Source organism: Rummeliibacillus sp. BSL5, assembly GCF_052928305.1.
On sequence record NZ_JAVGCV010000001.1, the window covers coordinates 1,208,995 to 1,224,180 of the forward strand.

Genomic DNA, 15,186 nt, shown 5'->3' on the forward strand with positions numbered 1-15,186 from the left:
TCCTCCCAAAAAGTAAATTAATAAATTTGTTGTTGACGATAGCAGGAATGAATACATTTATACGCGTTTACGTATTACATGGAAGCTGAATTTATCAGCTCTAAAATAGTTTTTCGAATATAAGACCAGCCGTTCTTGTTCATCATAATGAAACTGCTTCAGCAACAAGAGCGCTGTCTCGCGTCCGCATTCTAAGATAGGTGAAACGTGACCATGATAGCCAATCGGGTCAATATAAGTGACCGCATAAGCAACATGTATGTCCCCTGATTCTTCTAATGCTTGAAATATCGATAGATTGCGTCTTTTCAAAAAATCTTTCGGCAAATAGTTTGAAGGTACTTGGTCGATACAATATACCACAGGGTTATCGTCAGCTGTACGGACCCGTTCAATCGTGATTATCGGATCGCCAGCATCACATTGAAAGCGTTTTAAATCTTCGTCATTCGGAAGCAGCTCGGTAGAGTTTAAATAGACTGTACCGGGCTGCATACCTGCATCTTCTATCATAGAAGAAATACTTGATAACTGTTCAATGCCTGAAGTAAATATGGGCTTTGGATTCACAAAGGTTCCCACACCATGTCTTCTAACAATAATATTTTCTTCTTCCAAAAGTCTTAGTGCTTCCCGAAGCGTCGCACGACTTACCCCAAGTGTCTTCGACAACTCAAATTCAGATGGTAGTTTTTCATTTTCTTTATAAATCCCTTTTTCTATGTCTGCCTTAAGATGATCGATCACTTGAAGATAGAGATGACGCTGGTCAGACTTTATTGTCAAATTAACCACCACCAGTAGAGATCAGACATCTGACGTAAAACATTCCTACTAATCAGTCATACTATAACACTTTTAAATAACGAAATAAATAACTTTCGAAAAAAACTGTGTTAAAACAGTTAATAAATTTTTAAAAATTGTTGAATTTGCTATTTTTCGTTACATTGTTAGAAAATTCACAATTGCCGGACGTGCTATTTTCCGATTAATACTTCTCTTGGTTTGCTTTTTTCAGCTGGTCCGACAATGCCTCTTTCCTCCATCTGATCCATGATACGAGCGGCTCTAGCGTATCCTATCTTTAATTTTCTTTGCAGATAGGATACAGATGCAGTATCTTGGCTTGCTACCAAATTAACAGCTTCTTCAAAGAGGTCATCTGTATCATCCAAGTCTGTAATTTCCTCTTCTTCAGTTGGAATCATTTCCTCTTGGTATTGGGCTTTTTGCTGTGCTATAACAAAGTCTACAATCTGTTCTACTTCTTGGTCTGAGACAAAAGCCCCTTGTACGCGTACCGGCTTCGACTGCCCAGCTGGTAAAAATAGCATATCCCCCCGACCAAGCAAGCGTTCCGCTCCTCCCATATCAAGAATAGTTCGAGAATCGATTGCGGAAGATACAGCGAATGCTATTCTCGATGGGATGTTAGCTTTAATAATACCTGTAATGACATCCACACTTGGTCTTTGTGTTGCGATAATGAGGTGTATGCCTGCTGCTCTAGCCATTTGCGCTAAGCGTGTAATTGAATCTTCCACATCACTTGAGGCTACCATCATCAAATCGGCTAACTCATCAACAATAACCACAATAAACGGCATCTTGGGATGCTTCTCTCCGTTTTCTTTATTAAAACGTTCTATATGTGCATTATATCCCTCTATATTGCGTGTTCCCGTATGTGAGAACAAATCGTAGCGTCTTTCCATCTCATCCACGACTTTTTTCAACGCTTGTGACGCTTTTCTTGCATCTGTCACAACTGGCGCTAATAAATGTGGGATTCCATTATAAACGTTCAATTCTACCATCTTCGGATCAATCATCATCATTTTTACTTCATGAGGTTTTGCACGCATAAGAATACTAATAATAATGCCATTAATACAAACGGACTTCCCACTCCCCGTCGATCCTGCTACTAATAAATGCGGCATTTTGTTTAGCTGTGCAAGTTTTGCTTCACCGGTAATATCTCTTCCTAAACCGATCAATAACTTTTCATCCGGCTTATTGTTTTCTTTGGATTCTAGCACTTCTCTTAGGCTAACTATAGCGACCTCTTTATTAGGAACTTCAATACCAACAGCTGATTTTCCTGGTATTGGCGCCTCTATTCTAATATCTTTAGCAGCCAGTGCTAAAGCTAAATCATCTTGCAATCCTACGATTTTGCTAACCTTTACGCCTCTGTCTGGCAATACCTCATATTCCGTTACCGCAGGGCCTAAATGAACTTGGGTAACTGTGGCTTTCACACCAAATGATTGGAATGTTTGCTCTAGTTTCTTAGCATTCCCTTGAATTAATTGAAATTCGCCGCTTTGATCCGTATGCGGCGGCAATTTTAAAGTAGCCATAGCTGGTAATTGATACGCCTCATTCTCTACCTCTGCCGCAGATATTACAGCAGCATCAATTGTATCTGCAGCAGTTTCAGGTTCTTCTTCAGGAATATCTGGTACAGGCTGATCTTGTTGTTGAATTCTTTGCGTAAAGGCAGAAATGATTGGTTCTTTTGGTTGCTCGGGGATTGTTGCTGCATGATATTCTTCATCATTAACGGTATGCTCGATAGTTTCCTCTTCAGACACCGCAGCTTTTCTTTTTCTCTCTGTCTTTTTCTTACTCTTTGCTTCTTGGCGCCTGCTTACAGTGTCCTCGGACTCTTCTTTCATTTCCATAATTGACTGTTTAATTGTTGGCCATTTGCCAGCGATATAAGGTATTAGGGCTTTACCAGTAATTAAAAGAAGTCCAATTAACACCATTAGCCATCCTGCGATATTGGCGCCTGCTGCATCAAATAGAGCGAAGAAACAAGCAAAAAGGATTGCCCCAATCATACCGCCTCCTAATGCATGAGAATGTTCTTTAATTCCCCCTGAAGTAACAAGCACTCTCCATGTTTCTTTTAAAACCGAATTATTGTGCAAGGCTTGACCATTAAACAGTTGCTCGAACAAGGAAATGTGGCTGAATAACGTTAATCCGCCTGTAATTAGTAAGACACCACCGATCAGGCGGTTTTTCAGATTAGGAATTGTGCGTTTGACCATTAGTAACAACGCACTCACGATGAACAAGAAAGGAACGATGATAGCCCAATTCCCAAATAAAAATAAGGCAATGTATTGGAACGCCTTCCCTACAATTCCATACTCAAAAAAAATAATAATCGCAAGGCCAATTAGTATTAATCCTATGATTTCATATACCAATGGTTGCGTCTTCGTACCTTTTTTCGTTTTTTTGCTGACTGTTTTTTTACTCTTTGCAGGTTTCTTTTTCGTTGCTTTTTTTGCCATGCAACCACCTACTTTCTTTCGTTGATTAAGGTTTTTTACAATCTTTTTGTTTTGGAAAAATATCTTTATCATGTACATAATAAAACGGAAAAAGGATTTCCTACCATTTTTAAGAGGTAAGGAAATCCTTTTTCCCGCATAACGCTAATATTCCATAATAATAGGGATAATCATTGGTCTTCTTTTGGTTTTTTGGAATAAATAAGAGTTTAGCGTGTCACGGATTTCTTGTTTTATACTTGTCCATTCGTACGAGCCTTTATTCACATAACTTTCGACAACAGCGCGAACTAATTCAGAAGACTCACTTAATAATTCTTCTGATTCTCTTACATATACAAAGCCTCTTGATAAAATTTCTGGACCAGAAGCAACTTTTTTCTCTTTGCGGTTGATGGTCACAACTACAATGAATATACCATCTTGACTAAGCAATTTACGATCGCGTAATACAATATTGCCTACATCGCCTACGCCTATACCGTCAATTAACACGTTTCCAGCAGTGACACGGCCACTCATACGCATTTTGCCGCCTTTATATTCTACGATATCTCCTTTATCAGCAATAAAAATTTGGGCTTTAGACATACCTGTTTGTTGCGCCAACTTTGAGTGAGCTATTAACATACGGTAGTCGCCTTGAATTGGGATAAAGTATTTTGGTCGCATTAAATTCAGCATTAATTTCAAATCTTCTTGCGAGCCGTGCCCTGAAACATGCACTTTTTTATCAGCAGACAATACTTTTGCTCCTGCTTTTGCAAGGCTGTTCATTGTGTCTGCGATTTGGACTTCCATCCCTGGTGAAGGTGTGAAAGTAATAAGAACTGTGTCTGTATTTTTAATGCGGATATCGCGGTGGTGTTTGCGGATAATTTTTTCTAATCCTTCTAGTGGTTCACCTTGATTTCCTGTTATAATCGCCACAATTTCTTCATCTGCATAATCATTCATTTTATTTGCTGGGATAATTCTGTCAGGATCAACAGATAAGTAACCCAGACGCATACCAACTTCAAATGCATGCTCTAAGCTTTTACCTATAACAGCGATCTTTCGATCAGCATCAGTTGCTTGATCAAATACTTGCTGGATACGGATAAAATTAGAAGCATATAGCGCAACTAAAATGCGGCCTTCTGCATTATGAAAAGTTTTTGCTAACTTCTCCTGTACAACATTTTCGGGAATTGTATAGCCAGGACGTTCTGCTTCAGTAGAATCAGACATCAAGATAAAGACGCCTTCTTCACCCAAGTTTGCCATTTTTGCAAGATCTGGCTTATATTTGCCTTTTGCTGATTGGTCAAACTTAAATTCGCCTGTATGGACAATAGCACCTTCACTTGTATGGAAAGCAATACCCAATGAATCTGGGATACTGTGTGTAGTATGGAAAAATGTCACATAAGTCGTTTGGAAGTTCATGCGACTCTTGCTCGTTACTTCAAAAAACTTAATTTGATATGGTGCAGGCAATTCTTTCAAATGTTCTTTCGCTAAAGCGATCGTCAATTTAGATCCATAAACCGGCGCGTTCACTTTTTGTAGTAAATATGCGACAGATCCGATGGCATCTTCATGTCCATGTGTTAAGAAAATACCTTTTACACGTGATTTATTTTCGACTAAGTAAGATATGTCTGGTATGACATAATCAATGCCTAACATTTCGTCTTCCGGAAACATAAGGCCGCTATCCACGACAAAGATTTCTTCATCAATTTCGATAACGTACATTGCTTTGCCGACTTCACACACGCCGCCCAATGGGATGACGCGTATTACTTCATTTTTTGTTATTGTTTTTGCCACTTGTTTTCCTCCTAAATTAATCCCGAACACAAACCACTTACTCCCATTATATAGATAGTTGAGCGTTTTCACAAACAAAAAAGAATGGGTCAATGTCACCCATTCTCGAATCATCTGTGTTCGTTCAAATGTGGACCTTCTAAATCATTCATTCCGTTATAATCACTGCCGAGTTTAGTTATGAAAATTTTTTTGTCTTATACAACACCTTAGTCAAAACTCTTTTGCTTTTCTTCATATTCTCTCCAAGCATGATCATATGCCCTCTTCTCCTCAGCTGTTAAAGGAATAATAGGCAGCCTTACGCTCTCAGTACCTAATCCTTGCTTTGCTAAGGCATATTTTAAAGTTGAAGGGCTAGGCGTTGCAAATAGTGCCCGTATAAGGGGCAGAAGCGCTTGATGAATGCGGGCAGCTTTTTCATGCTCACCATCATAATATGCCTTCACCATTTTTTGCATATCATATCCAACTAAATGGGAAGCTACAGATACAATGCCGGATCCTCCGATGCTAAGTAACGGCAATGTTAAACCGTCATCTCCAGAATATACTTGGAATCCTTGTGGTGCATCCGCTAAAATTTCTGCCATTTGATCTAAACTTCCACTTGCTTCTTTGACTATTTGTATATTTGGAATATCACTTAATGCAAGAACGGTTTTTGGTGTCATATTAACAACAGATCTTCCCGGAATGTTGTAAAGCATAACCGGCAGAGTAGTCGCCTGCGCAATAGCTGCAAAATGTTCGTACATCCCCTGTTGGCTAGGTTTATTATAATACGGTGCCACTAGCATAATGCCGTCAACGCCTGCAGCTTCTGCCTGCTGTGTTAACAGTATTGATTCTTTTGTATTGTTACTTCCTGTTCCTGCAATGACTGGGATTCTCTTATTAGCTTTTTGCACAACATACTGAAATATTCTTATTTTTTCTTCAAAACTTAAAGTGGGAGATTCACCTGTCGTTCCACAGACAACAACTGAATCTGTCCCATTCGCAATTAAATGGTCAATCAATCTAGCAATCTCTTCGTAGTGAATGGTCCCATCTTCATGGAACGGTGTAATCATAGCTGTCGCAATACGACCAATATTCACTCAGCTGCCTCCTTACTTTAGTCCATCTTCAATCATTTTTTCAGCGATTTGGATAGAGTTTAGCGCAGCTCCTTTCAACAAATTATCAGCTACAATCCATAGATGAAAACCTGTGTCTTCTGTTAAGTCCTTGCGAATTCGACCTACAAATACATCATCCAAACCATCTGAATATAATGGCATAGGATAGTGCTGTGTTGCAGGGTCATCATGTAATACTACCCCAGGAGCTGTTTTTAGAATCTCTTTTATTTCTTCTACTGACACACCATTTCGCTCAATTTCAATATAAACTGATTCAGAGTGCCCTACTGTTACTGGCACGCGTACACAAGTCGCCGCTACTGGTAATGTTTCATCATGCAGAATTTTTTTGGTTTCATTAATCATTTTCATTTCTTCATAGGTAAAGCCGTTTTCTGTAAATACATCGATTTGCGGTATCACATTGCGTGCAATAGGATAGTGCTTCTTATCGCTTTTTACAGGTAAGATTTGGGCCTCTATTCCTGTAGGCTCATCAAAATGGACGCTTTGTTCTTTTAGCTCATTTACGGCACTGATTCCTGCTCCGGATACAGCTTGATATGTAGATACGATTATTTTCTTCAAACCAAATGCTTGCCGGATTGGCTGAAGTGCTGCGACCATTTGTATGGTAGAACAATTTGGATTGGCTATAATGCCCTGATGTGTTGCAAGATCATTAGGATTTACTTCAGGTACTACAAGAGGCGTCTCTGGATCCATTCGAAATGCACTTGTATTATCAATTACGATTGCTCCGCGTTTTGCAGCTTCAGGCGCAAGTTCCTTAGAAACGGATCCTCCAGCGCTAAAAAAGGCAAAATCTATCCCATCAAACGCTTCTGGGGTAGCTTCTTCTATTTTATAACGCTCATTGCCTACTGCTAATTCTTTTCCGGCAGAGCGCTTTGACGCTAAAGGTTTTAATTGTGCCATAGGGAATTTACGTTTGATTAATTGTTCAATAATTTTTGTACCTACAGCCCCTGTGGCACCTACTACTGCTACTGTATATTTTTTCGTCATTATACATCGCTCCTCAGCTAATCATCCAAGTAATGGCGCTATTGTATCATACTTGCCTAGTTATTTATATAATAATTAAATTATTTAGTATATTGAATCAATAATGGTTGCAATTGTGCTTTATTTAATGAGGCTTCTACTGTTTTTGCCATCAACGTAAAATCAGATATAAGAGAATTTGGCTTATTGATAGGATCATCTTGCCCAAACGGGATAAAGAAGACATTTTTTGTGTTTAATAGTTTCATAACATTTATTCCATTAAGACCTAGCGCATCATTCGTTGAAATCCCCAGAACTACTGGGCTTCCATTTCTTAGAGTTGCTTTCGCCGCCATTAATACAGGAGAGTCAGTTGCGGCATTAGCAAATTTACTGATAGAGTTCCCTGTCATTGGAGCAATGACCATACAATCTAAAGGATTTGATGGTCCAAATGGTTCCGCCTCCGCAATGCTTTTTACCACCTCATTGCCTGCCAAGCTCTCTATTTTCTCAATCCATTCTTCTCCTGTACCAAAACGAGTCGCAGCTGTTAAAACAGAATGCGTGATAATCGGGACAACGGTTGCCCCTAATTCAGTGAGAGAAGTGATTTTAGGTATTACGTCTGCATACGTGCAATGGGAAGCAGTAATCCCTAACCCAATCCGTTTGCCTTGTAGCATATTATTCCTCCTTTAGTTCATTATTTTTTCGTACAATCACCTGTGCAAGCAAGTCTGCTGCATCTTGTGGGAAATACTTGCCGGGCAAACCAGGAAGGAATGTATAAATAAGCTTCTCTCTCTCTTCTATATTAAGGCAGCCTGGTGATGATGCTACATCAAATATGTTCAATTTTTTTTCTAATGCATTATAGAAATCTACAGTAAACCATTTATTCGGGATTGTATTAATTAAGTAATCGTGTTCTGTTATGTTCTCGGGTATCAATTGATCTGCAACGTAGCCATAGGCAATGGCCTCTTGAATTTGGCTGTTGGATCTTGCCAAAATATGAACATTTGCGCCCAATTTATGGAACATGTAGGCAAGCATCTTAGCTACACGGCCAAATCCTGTAATACAAAACGATTTGTCAAATACTGAAGTATTTTCTAAATCATAAAAGGCTCGCAACATACCTTCAGAGGTCAATCTAGCATTCAGCCATATATACGATTCATCCTGCAGATAATAGATCACCTGATCCTCTTTTAATTGCAGAAATTCCTGTTGTAGACTTTGATTGCTTTTACCGACAAATATTACAGCATTCGATGGGAGGCCTTCGAATGCACCGCGAGGAATTTCTGGCGCTTGGATTGGCAACACAATCCGCTCAGGCTTTTCCGTCTCAATGATTTGTTGGAGTTCCTCATTCCACTTGTCTGTATATTTGTATATAACCTGCTCATAATCTAGTGACAAATAGAGGGCCAATTCTTTGAACCGCAAATCTCTTCCAAGGATTAACCATTTTTCATTTATCATTTTGTGTACCCCGATTTCAGTGGTTGTGTTTTTTTGAATAAAATTCGGTCTTCGCCAATCAGTGAAATTTCTGTCCATGGAATATAGGACTGCGGTTTTTGATCTTTTGATTGAAATGGCAAGCGATAACCTCTTTGGACTAATTCAAATCCATAAATTTGCCCAGTTTTCGGATCTAATAAACACTCTGTTTCCGCAAGCAACCCGCAGCGGACTCCATCACTCATCTGGATTAGTTCTTTATCCGCGAGCTCAGATAAAAGCATTTAACCCCTCCTTCTCCGTCATAATAGTGTATGTCATTATACATATGCATGTGCATAAAAAAACTAAGAGGCATATTAAAGTCTCTTAGTTGGCTGAATAATCGATTTAGCAAATGGTTTTTCCAGTATATCTTGTATCATGTTATTCACACTTATTTCATTTACTGCTTGCAGTTCTTCTAAATTTACTTCAATCGATTTATGCTCTCCATAGATCAATTCATTTTTTGCATTTCGATGCATGACATCATTAGTGGTTTCAAGGCTTAACAAAAAATTGCTTTCTAATTGTTCTTTTGCGTACCTTATTTCTTTAGCTGTTACGCCATTTTCCTTTAGGTTATCTGTTATTTGCAAAATAGTTTCTTCCAAAAGATCCAATTGCTTAGGAGATGTACCGCCATAAATCATAAAAGCGCCAGTATCTTGGTAAGCAGAGTAATACGAATAAATTGAATAAGCTAACGCTTTCTCTTCTCTCACTTGTTGAAAAAGCCTTGATGACGTTGTATCTCCGATTATATTATTCATGACAAGGAGACTCATGAGATTTGGATCTTTTATTGAAAGTGATGAGTATCCAAGTAATAAATGTGATTGTTCTGCATGGTTATTCTTGATAGTCACACCTGGATCAAATCTTGGTATTGTAGCAATCTGAGGGACTTCTGAGTCTCTTTCAAAATCACCAAATAATGCGGCAACTGTGTCCAAAAGATGATCAGGGACATTGCCGGCAATGGAGATTACTATGCGTTCAGGCGTATAATGTGCCTCCATAAAATCTTCTAGCGTTTCTTTTGTGAAGTTTTCCAATGTATCTCTTGTTCCTAGGATAGGGGCACCAATTGGATCTTCAGGAAACATGGCCCGCCAAAGCCTTTCATCTACTTCATCATCTGGCGTATCCTCAACTAATAGCATTTCCTCATAAATTACTTGCCTTTCTTTTTCAATTTCTTGCGGATCGAAGGATGAATGGAAAAACATATCCGCTAAAATCTTCAGTGCTTCAACTGCATGGATATCCAAAGTGGTGGCATAAAAACACGTATTTTCTTTAGACGTAAAGGCATTTAATTGCCCTCCAATACGATCAAAGGATTCGGCTATTTCTTTTGCTGTCCTAGTATATGTACCCTTAAACAACATATGTTCAATGAAATGTGTGATTCCGTTTAATTCAGGACTTTCATCTCTGGAACCTACATTTACCCAAATGCCCATGGACACCGATCTAACGTATGGACGTTTTTCAACAAGAACTCTAACGCCATTTTTACATATATGTTTAGTCCTCAATAATCTTCCTCCTTTATATAAAAAAGAGGCTGTCGTTTAATTAGACAACCTCATTGCAGACATAATATATTCTTTAACTGCTTAACTTTTATAAATGAAACAGTCTTATTGTTGTTCTGCTCGTTCTTTTTCTTCTTTAATAACAATCTTGCGTGATAAGTTGACACGGCCTTGGCGATCGATTTCAATGACTTTCACTAATAGCTCATCACCTAATTTCAAGACATCTTCGACAGCTTTTGTGCGTTCTTCTTGAATTTCAGAAATATGAAGCAAGCCATCTTTACCAGGGAAGATTTCTAGGAACGCGCCGAATTTTTCGATACGTTTAACTTTACCCATATAGTATTCGCCGACTTTTGCTTCACGCACAATGTTTTCGATTATTTCTTTAGCGCGTTTAATCATATCTTCATCTGAAGAAGCAATTGAAATCGTACCATCTTGCTCTGTATCGATTTTTACGCCTGTTTCTTCAATAATCTTGTTGATTTGTTTGCCCCCTGGCCCAATTACATCGCGGATTTTATCAGGGTTGATATGAATCTGCTGAATCTTAGGTGCATATGCAGATAAGTGTTCTTTCGGTTGAGCGATTGTAGCTAACATAGATTCTAAAATAATCATACGGCCGCGTTTTGCTTGCACTAATGCTTCTTCTAGAATTTCACGAGATAAACCATCAATTTTGATGTCCATTTGAAGTGCTGTTACACCTTTTGCTGTTCCAGCTACCTTAAAGTCCATATCGCCAAGGTGGTCTTCCATACCTTGAATGTCCGTTAAGATGGAATAATAATCGCCCTTTTTAATAAGACCCATCGCAATGCCTGCTACTGGTGCTTTAATTGGAACACCTGCATCCATCAATGCTAGGCAAGATGCACAGATACTTGCTTGTGATGTTGAACCATTTGATTCCAACACTTCTGATACACAGCGAATAGTGTAAGGGAAATCTTTTTCGTCTGGAATGATCGCGGATAATGCACGTTCTCCAAGTGCTCCATGACCGATTTCACGGCGTCCTGGACCACGCATTGGTCCTGTTTCCCCTACTGAGAATTGAGGGAAATTATAATGGTGCATAAAGCGTTTTGACTCTTCTACCCCAAGACCATCAATAATTTGAACATCGCTTAATGCGCCAAGCGTACAGATTGATAGCGCTTGTGTTTGTCCTCGTGTAAATAATCCTGAACCATGAGCACGTGCCAATAATCCAGTCTCTGAAGATAATGGACGAATTTCGTCTAATTTACGGCCATCTGGGCGGATTTTTTCTTCGGTAATCAATCGACGAACTTCTTCTTTGACCATCTTATCTAAAATTTGTCCAACTTGTTTCAATGTAGCATCGTCTGCTTCTTGTTCTTCAAATTGTGCGATTACCTCAGCTTTTACTGCTTCAATCGCTTCATCACGCGCATGTTTTTCATGCGTTTGAATCGCTGCGTTCATTTGAGTTTCAAATTGAGAAGTAATGCTTTCAGTCAATTGTGGATCTAACTCATGCAATGTTACTTCAATTTTTTCTTTGCCTGATTCCTTCGTTACTTCTTCTTGGAAGGCAATAAGCTTTTTGATTTCTTCATGTCCGAACATGATTGCTTCAAGCATTGTTTCTTCTGGTACTTCTAGTGCACCAGCTTCTACCATGTTGATCGCATCTTTGGTGCCAGCTACAGTAAGATTAATCAATGATTGATCTAATTGTTCAACAGTAGGATTAACGATAAATTCATCATTAATCATACCAACTTGTACACCTGCGATTGGTCCGTCGAATGGAATATCAGATACCATAAGAGCCAATGATGAACCAACCATAGCCGCCATTTCGCTGCTGCAGTTTGGATCTGCTGACATAACCATTGAGGTAACTTGTACTTCATTACGGAAACCGTCTGGGAATAATGGACGGATTGGTCGGTCAATTAAACGAGATGTTAAAACAGCACGTTCAGATGGACGGCCTTCTCTTTTAATAAAACCTCCAGGAATCTTACCGACTGCGTAAAGTTTTTCTTCATAGTTCACAGTTAAAGGGAAGAAATCTGTTTGTTTTGGGTGTTTAGACATAGTAGCATTACATAGTACAGCTGTTTCGCCGTAACGTACCATTACTGCACCGTTTGCTTGTTTTGCAAGCTGGCCGACTTCGATTTGCAATGGTCGTCCTGCCCATTCATAGGTAAAAACTTTTTTTTCGTTCATCTATTGAACTCCTCTCTTAAAAAGAAAACCTAAATTACATATAAGCTTATGTTATGTAGTTACTTGTAGTTTATCAAAAATAAATGCGCTTTGCGAAACATTTCTCTACATTCCGCTTTTATTCGCTATAGATGGCTGGAATTTTATTAAACATAAAGAAAAAGCGGGACAAGCCCGCTTTCATCTCATGCATTTAATCTCGGCTCCTACTTTACTTCAATTGTGCAACTTGTACACAATGAAGATGGAGTAAGTTTCGACTGATTGAACTAACAAACAGCGCGGGCAGAATCCCTCGCTGTTTGTTGTTTCATTTTATCGGCGTAAGCCAAGTTTTGTAATAATTTCACGGTAACGTTGTACGTCGTTTTCACGTAAATATTTTAATAAGTTACGGCGACGACCGACCATTTTGAATAGACCGCGACGTGAGTGGTGGTCTTTTTTGTGAACACGTAAATGTTCGTTTAAGTTGTTAATCTCTTCCGTAAGGACAGCGATTTGAACTTCTGGTGAACCAGTATCACTTTCGTGTGTACGGTATTCAGCAATGATTTCGTTTTTGCGTTCTTGTGTTAGTGCCATCCTATTCACCTCCTACTGATTAAAAAATATCCCCTATTACTGAGCAACTCGTTGGTGATTCGTAGAGCCAAGTAATGGTTCAGCGCCGCTAGAAGCGGATCACTTAGAAAATAGTAACATAAACAGGTTACTCATGCAACTATAATTGATTTAAACTAATGATTGCAAGTATTCTAATGCCTGTTGTTTATCAGCTTCAATTTGGGTTTTCAATGCCTCAATTCCACTGAATTTTCTTTCGCCTCGCAAGTACTTATACCAATCCACTTTCACTTCTTCACCATAGATATTTTTATCAAACTGGTCAATAAACACTTCAATCGTTAAATTCTTTTCATCTGGATTTTTGAAAGTCGGTTTATAGCCGACATTACATACACCATTATGCCACTCATTCTGTACTTCAATCTTTACTGCATAGACACCAGTTGCCGGTATGAAAGTACCTTCTGCTTCTTGAACATTGGCAGTTGGAAATCCAATTTCTCTGCCTCGCTTATCCCCATGAACCACAATGCCAGGGATTTGATATGGTCGTCCCAACAAGTGGCGAACGGATTCCATATCTCCTTCTTTTAAGGCACTCCGAATCCGTGTAGAACTAATTTTATCTTCTTCAAACTGTTTTTTATCCACAATAGATACCTCGTAATCGCCATTGCTAAGTTGTTTCATATCTTCCATTTTGCCGCTACCTTTTTTGCCAAAAGAATAATCAAAGCCAGCACTTACATGTTTAATATTTAACTCGCGAATAAATATATCAACAAATTCAGATGGATTTAAATTGGCAAAATCAGAGGTAAAGCGAACAACAAACACAGTATCAACCTGCAATTTTTTCAGGATTTCAAGCTTTTGTTTCAAAGGTGTGATATAGAACACTTGTTCTTTTCGACCTCCCAACACAATGGAAGGGTGTGGATCAAATGTCATCACAGCTAATTTTAGGTTTTTCGCTTTTGCTTGTTCTCTTGCCTCTTCTATAACCGCTTGATGACCAAGATGAATCCCGTCAAAAAAACCAATGGCTAGTGAGTAAGGGCCTTGAACTTCCGGCGAATTGATTTGATGCGGATACATGAGATGAATCACTTTCATAACAATTTCCTCCTACCTAATCCACGTTTGGAAACATTTTTTCTGGTTTCATGAATCCATCTTTTTCTGGATGCTTTATATACACAGCAACTGCAGAATTGTCTTTCATATAAACAATTTTATCATTTTCATTAAGCGCAGGATGCATTAGCAGAACTTGTCCATTTTTAACGGACTTTTCAATAGACTCAGTAAGCTCTATCTGTGGATATTCATAAAGTGCAAATTCCAATGGCTTCATACACTCTTGAAGCAAGCCGGCATCCACTTTTTCTTGTAATTCGGATAATGTAACACAATCGTCCTTTGTAAAGGTACCTGACTTAATGCGTACTAATGAAGCCATATGAGCAGGATATCCTAACGCTTCACCAATCTGCACAGCAAGCGTTCGAATATAGGTCCCTTTGCTACAGCTTATACGAACAGCAAATCGAATTTTTTCACCCTTATATTCTGTAGAATGGTCCAATAACTCCAATTCATAAATGGTCACTTGCCTTGTTGGGCGTTCAACAGTTTCGCCCCGTCTTGCATATTCATAAAGCTTTTTCCCATTTACTTTTACGGCAGAATACATAGGTGGGGTTTGATTGATTGTGCCGGTAAGCGATTGTAAAGCCTGAAGCAGCTCATTGCGGCTAATTTGCTTTTCCGATAAATCTTCTTCCACTATCTCTCCTTCGGCATCCTCTGTAGTAGTAGAAACGCCAATTTCAATTACAGCCTCATAGGTTTTTCCGGCATTCGTCAAATACTCAGCAAGCCTTGTAGCATTTCCTATGCAAATTGGCAGCACACCTTCAACAGTAGGATCTAATGTGCCGGTATGCCCGACTTTCTTTGTATGTAAAATTTTTCGCACCTTGAATACACAATCGTGTGAAGTCATGCCTTTTTCTTTCCATAATGGTAAAATACCATGCATGTAACTCACTCCTTTGCCAA

Annotated in this window: 13 protein-coding genes; all 13 read right to left on the minus strand. The window is 38.9% G+C overall.

Going from position 1 to position 15,186, the window contains the following annotated elements:
- Positions 1-57: 57 nt before the first annotated feature.
- Positions 58-786: a GntR family transcriptional regulator gene (locus tag RCJ93_RS06205; RefSeq protein ID WP_066785771.1), complete on the minus strand. Its 729-nt coding sequence runs from the start codon at positions 784-786 to the stop codon at positions 58-60.
- A gap of 194 nt (positions 787-980) precedes the next feature.
- Positions 981-3,317 (minus strand): FtsK/SpoIIIE family DNA translocase, encoded by a 2,337-nt coding sequence (locus RCJ93_RS06210; protein WP_150283929.1) that lies wholly within the window; start codon positions 3,315-3,317, stop codon positions 981-983.
- A 144-nt stretch (positions 3,318-3,461) separates the two neighbouring features.
- Positions 3,462-5,135 (minus strand): ribonuclease J, encoded by a 1,674-nt coding sequence (locus tag RCJ93_RS06215; RefSeq protein WP_066785766.1) that lies wholly within the window; start codon positions 5,133-5,135, stop codon positions 3,462-3,464.
- 209 nt (positions 5,136-5,344) lie between these two features.
- Complete coding sequence (gene dapA / locus RCJ93_RS06220; protein WP_446738629.1) at positions 5,345-6,238, minus strand: 4-hydroxy-tetrahydrodipicolinate synthase; 894 nt, start codon at positions 6,236-6,238, stop codon at positions 5,345-5,347.
- Positions 6,239-6,250: 12 nt separating this feature from the next.
- Entirely contained in the window at positions 6,251-7,291 is a 1,041-nt protein-coding gene (locus RCJ93_RS06225) for an aspartate-semialdehyde dehydrogenase (RefSeq protein WP_446738630.1), read from the minus strand.
- 80 nt (positions 7,292-7,371) lie between these two features.
- On the minus strand, positions 7,372-7,959 hold the full coding sequence (locus RCJ93_RS06230; RefSeq protein WP_066785757.1) for a dipicolinate synthase subunit B: 588 nt from the start codon (positions 7,957-7,959) through the stop codon (positions 7,372-7,374).
- Position 7,960: 1 nt separating this feature from the next.
- A complete protein-coding gene (locus RCJ93_RS06235; protein ID WP_066785753.1) occupies positions 7,961-8,767 on the minus strand; it encodes a hypothetical protein in 807 nt (268 codons plus the stop codon).
- Positions 8,764-9,033 (minus strand): YlmC/YmxH family sporulation protein, encoded by a 270-nt coding sequence (locus tag RCJ93_RS06240; RefSeq protein WP_066785752.1) that lies wholly within the window; start codon positions 9,031-9,033, stop codon positions 8,764-8,766. Before RCJ93_RS06240 ends, RCJ93_RS06235 begins: the two co-directional genes overlap by 4 nt.
- A gap of 75 nt (positions 9,034-9,108) precedes the next feature.
- Positions 9,109-10,335 carry a M16 family metallopeptidase gene (locus RCJ93_RS06245; protein WP_446738631.1) on the minus strand — a complete coding sequence of 409 codons (1,227 nt, stop codon included), beginning with the start codon at positions 10,333-10,335 and terminating at the stop codon, positions 9,109-9,111.
- Between the two features lie 105 nt (positions 10,336-10,440).
- On the minus strand, positions 10,441-12,552 hold the full coding sequence (pnp, locus tag RCJ93_RS06250; protein ID WP_066785742.1) for a polyribonucleotide nucleotidyltransferase: 2,112 nt from the start codon (positions 12,550-12,552) through the stop codon (positions 10,441-10,443).
- Between the two features lie 315 nt (positions 12,553-12,867).
- On the minus strand, positions 12,868-13,137 hold the full coding sequence (gene rpsO, locus RCJ93_RS06255; protein ID WP_066785740.1) for a 30S ribosomal protein S15: 270 nt from the start codon (positions 13,135-13,137) through the stop codon (positions 12,868-12,870).
- Between the two features lie 150 nt (positions 13,138-13,287).
- Positions 13,288-14,238 (minus strand): riboflavin biosynthesis protein RibF, encoded by a 951-nt coding sequence (gene ribF, locus RCJ93_RS06260; protein ID WP_446738632.1) that lies wholly within the window; start codon positions 14,236-14,238, stop codon positions 13,288-13,290.
- 16 nt (positions 14,239-14,254) lie between these two features.
- A complete protein-coding gene (gene truB / locus RCJ93_RS06265) occupies positions 14,255-15,166 on the minus strand; it encodes a tRNA pseudouridine(55) synthase TruB (RefSeq protein ID WP_446738633.1) in 912 nt (303 codons plus the stop codon).
- Positions 15,167-15,186 lie beyond the last annotated feature (20 nt).

Coding starts and splice junctions, on each gene's coding strand:
- RCJ93_RS06210 (WP_150283929.1), bottom strand. CDS start 3,317: ATGGCAAAAAAAGCAACGAAAAAGAAACCTGCAAAGAGTAAAAAAACA.
- RCJ93_RS06225 (WP_446738630.1), bottom strand. CDS start 7,291: ATGACGAAAAAATATACAGTAGCAGTAGTAGGTGCCACAGGGGCTGTA.
- RCJ93_RS06230 (WP_066785757.1), bottom strand. CDS start 7,959: ATGCTACAAGGCAAACGGATTGGGTTAGGGATTACTGCTTCCCATTGC.
- RCJ93_RS06235 (WP_066785753.1), bottom strand. CDS start 8,767: ATGATAAATGAAAAATGGTTAATCCTTGGAAGAGATTTGCGGTTCAAA.
- RCJ93_RS06240 (WP_066785752.1), bottom strand. CDS start 9,033: ATGCTTTTATCTGAGCTCGCGGATAAAGAACTAATCCAGATGAGTGAT.
- pnp (WP_066785742.1), bottom strand. CDS start 12,552: ATGAACGAAAAAAAAGTTTTTACCTATGAATGGGCAGGACGACCATTG.
- rpsO (WP_066785740.1), bottom strand. CDS start 13,137: ATGGCACTAACACAAGAACGCAAAAACGAAATCATTGCTGAATACCGT.
- ribF (WP_446738632.1), bottom strand. CDS start 14,238: ATGAAAGTGATTCATCTCATGTATCCGCATCAAATCAATTCGCCGGAA.
- truB (WP_446738633.1), bottom strand. CDS start 15,166: ATGCATGGTATTTTACCATTATGGAAAGAAAAAGGCATGACTTCACAC.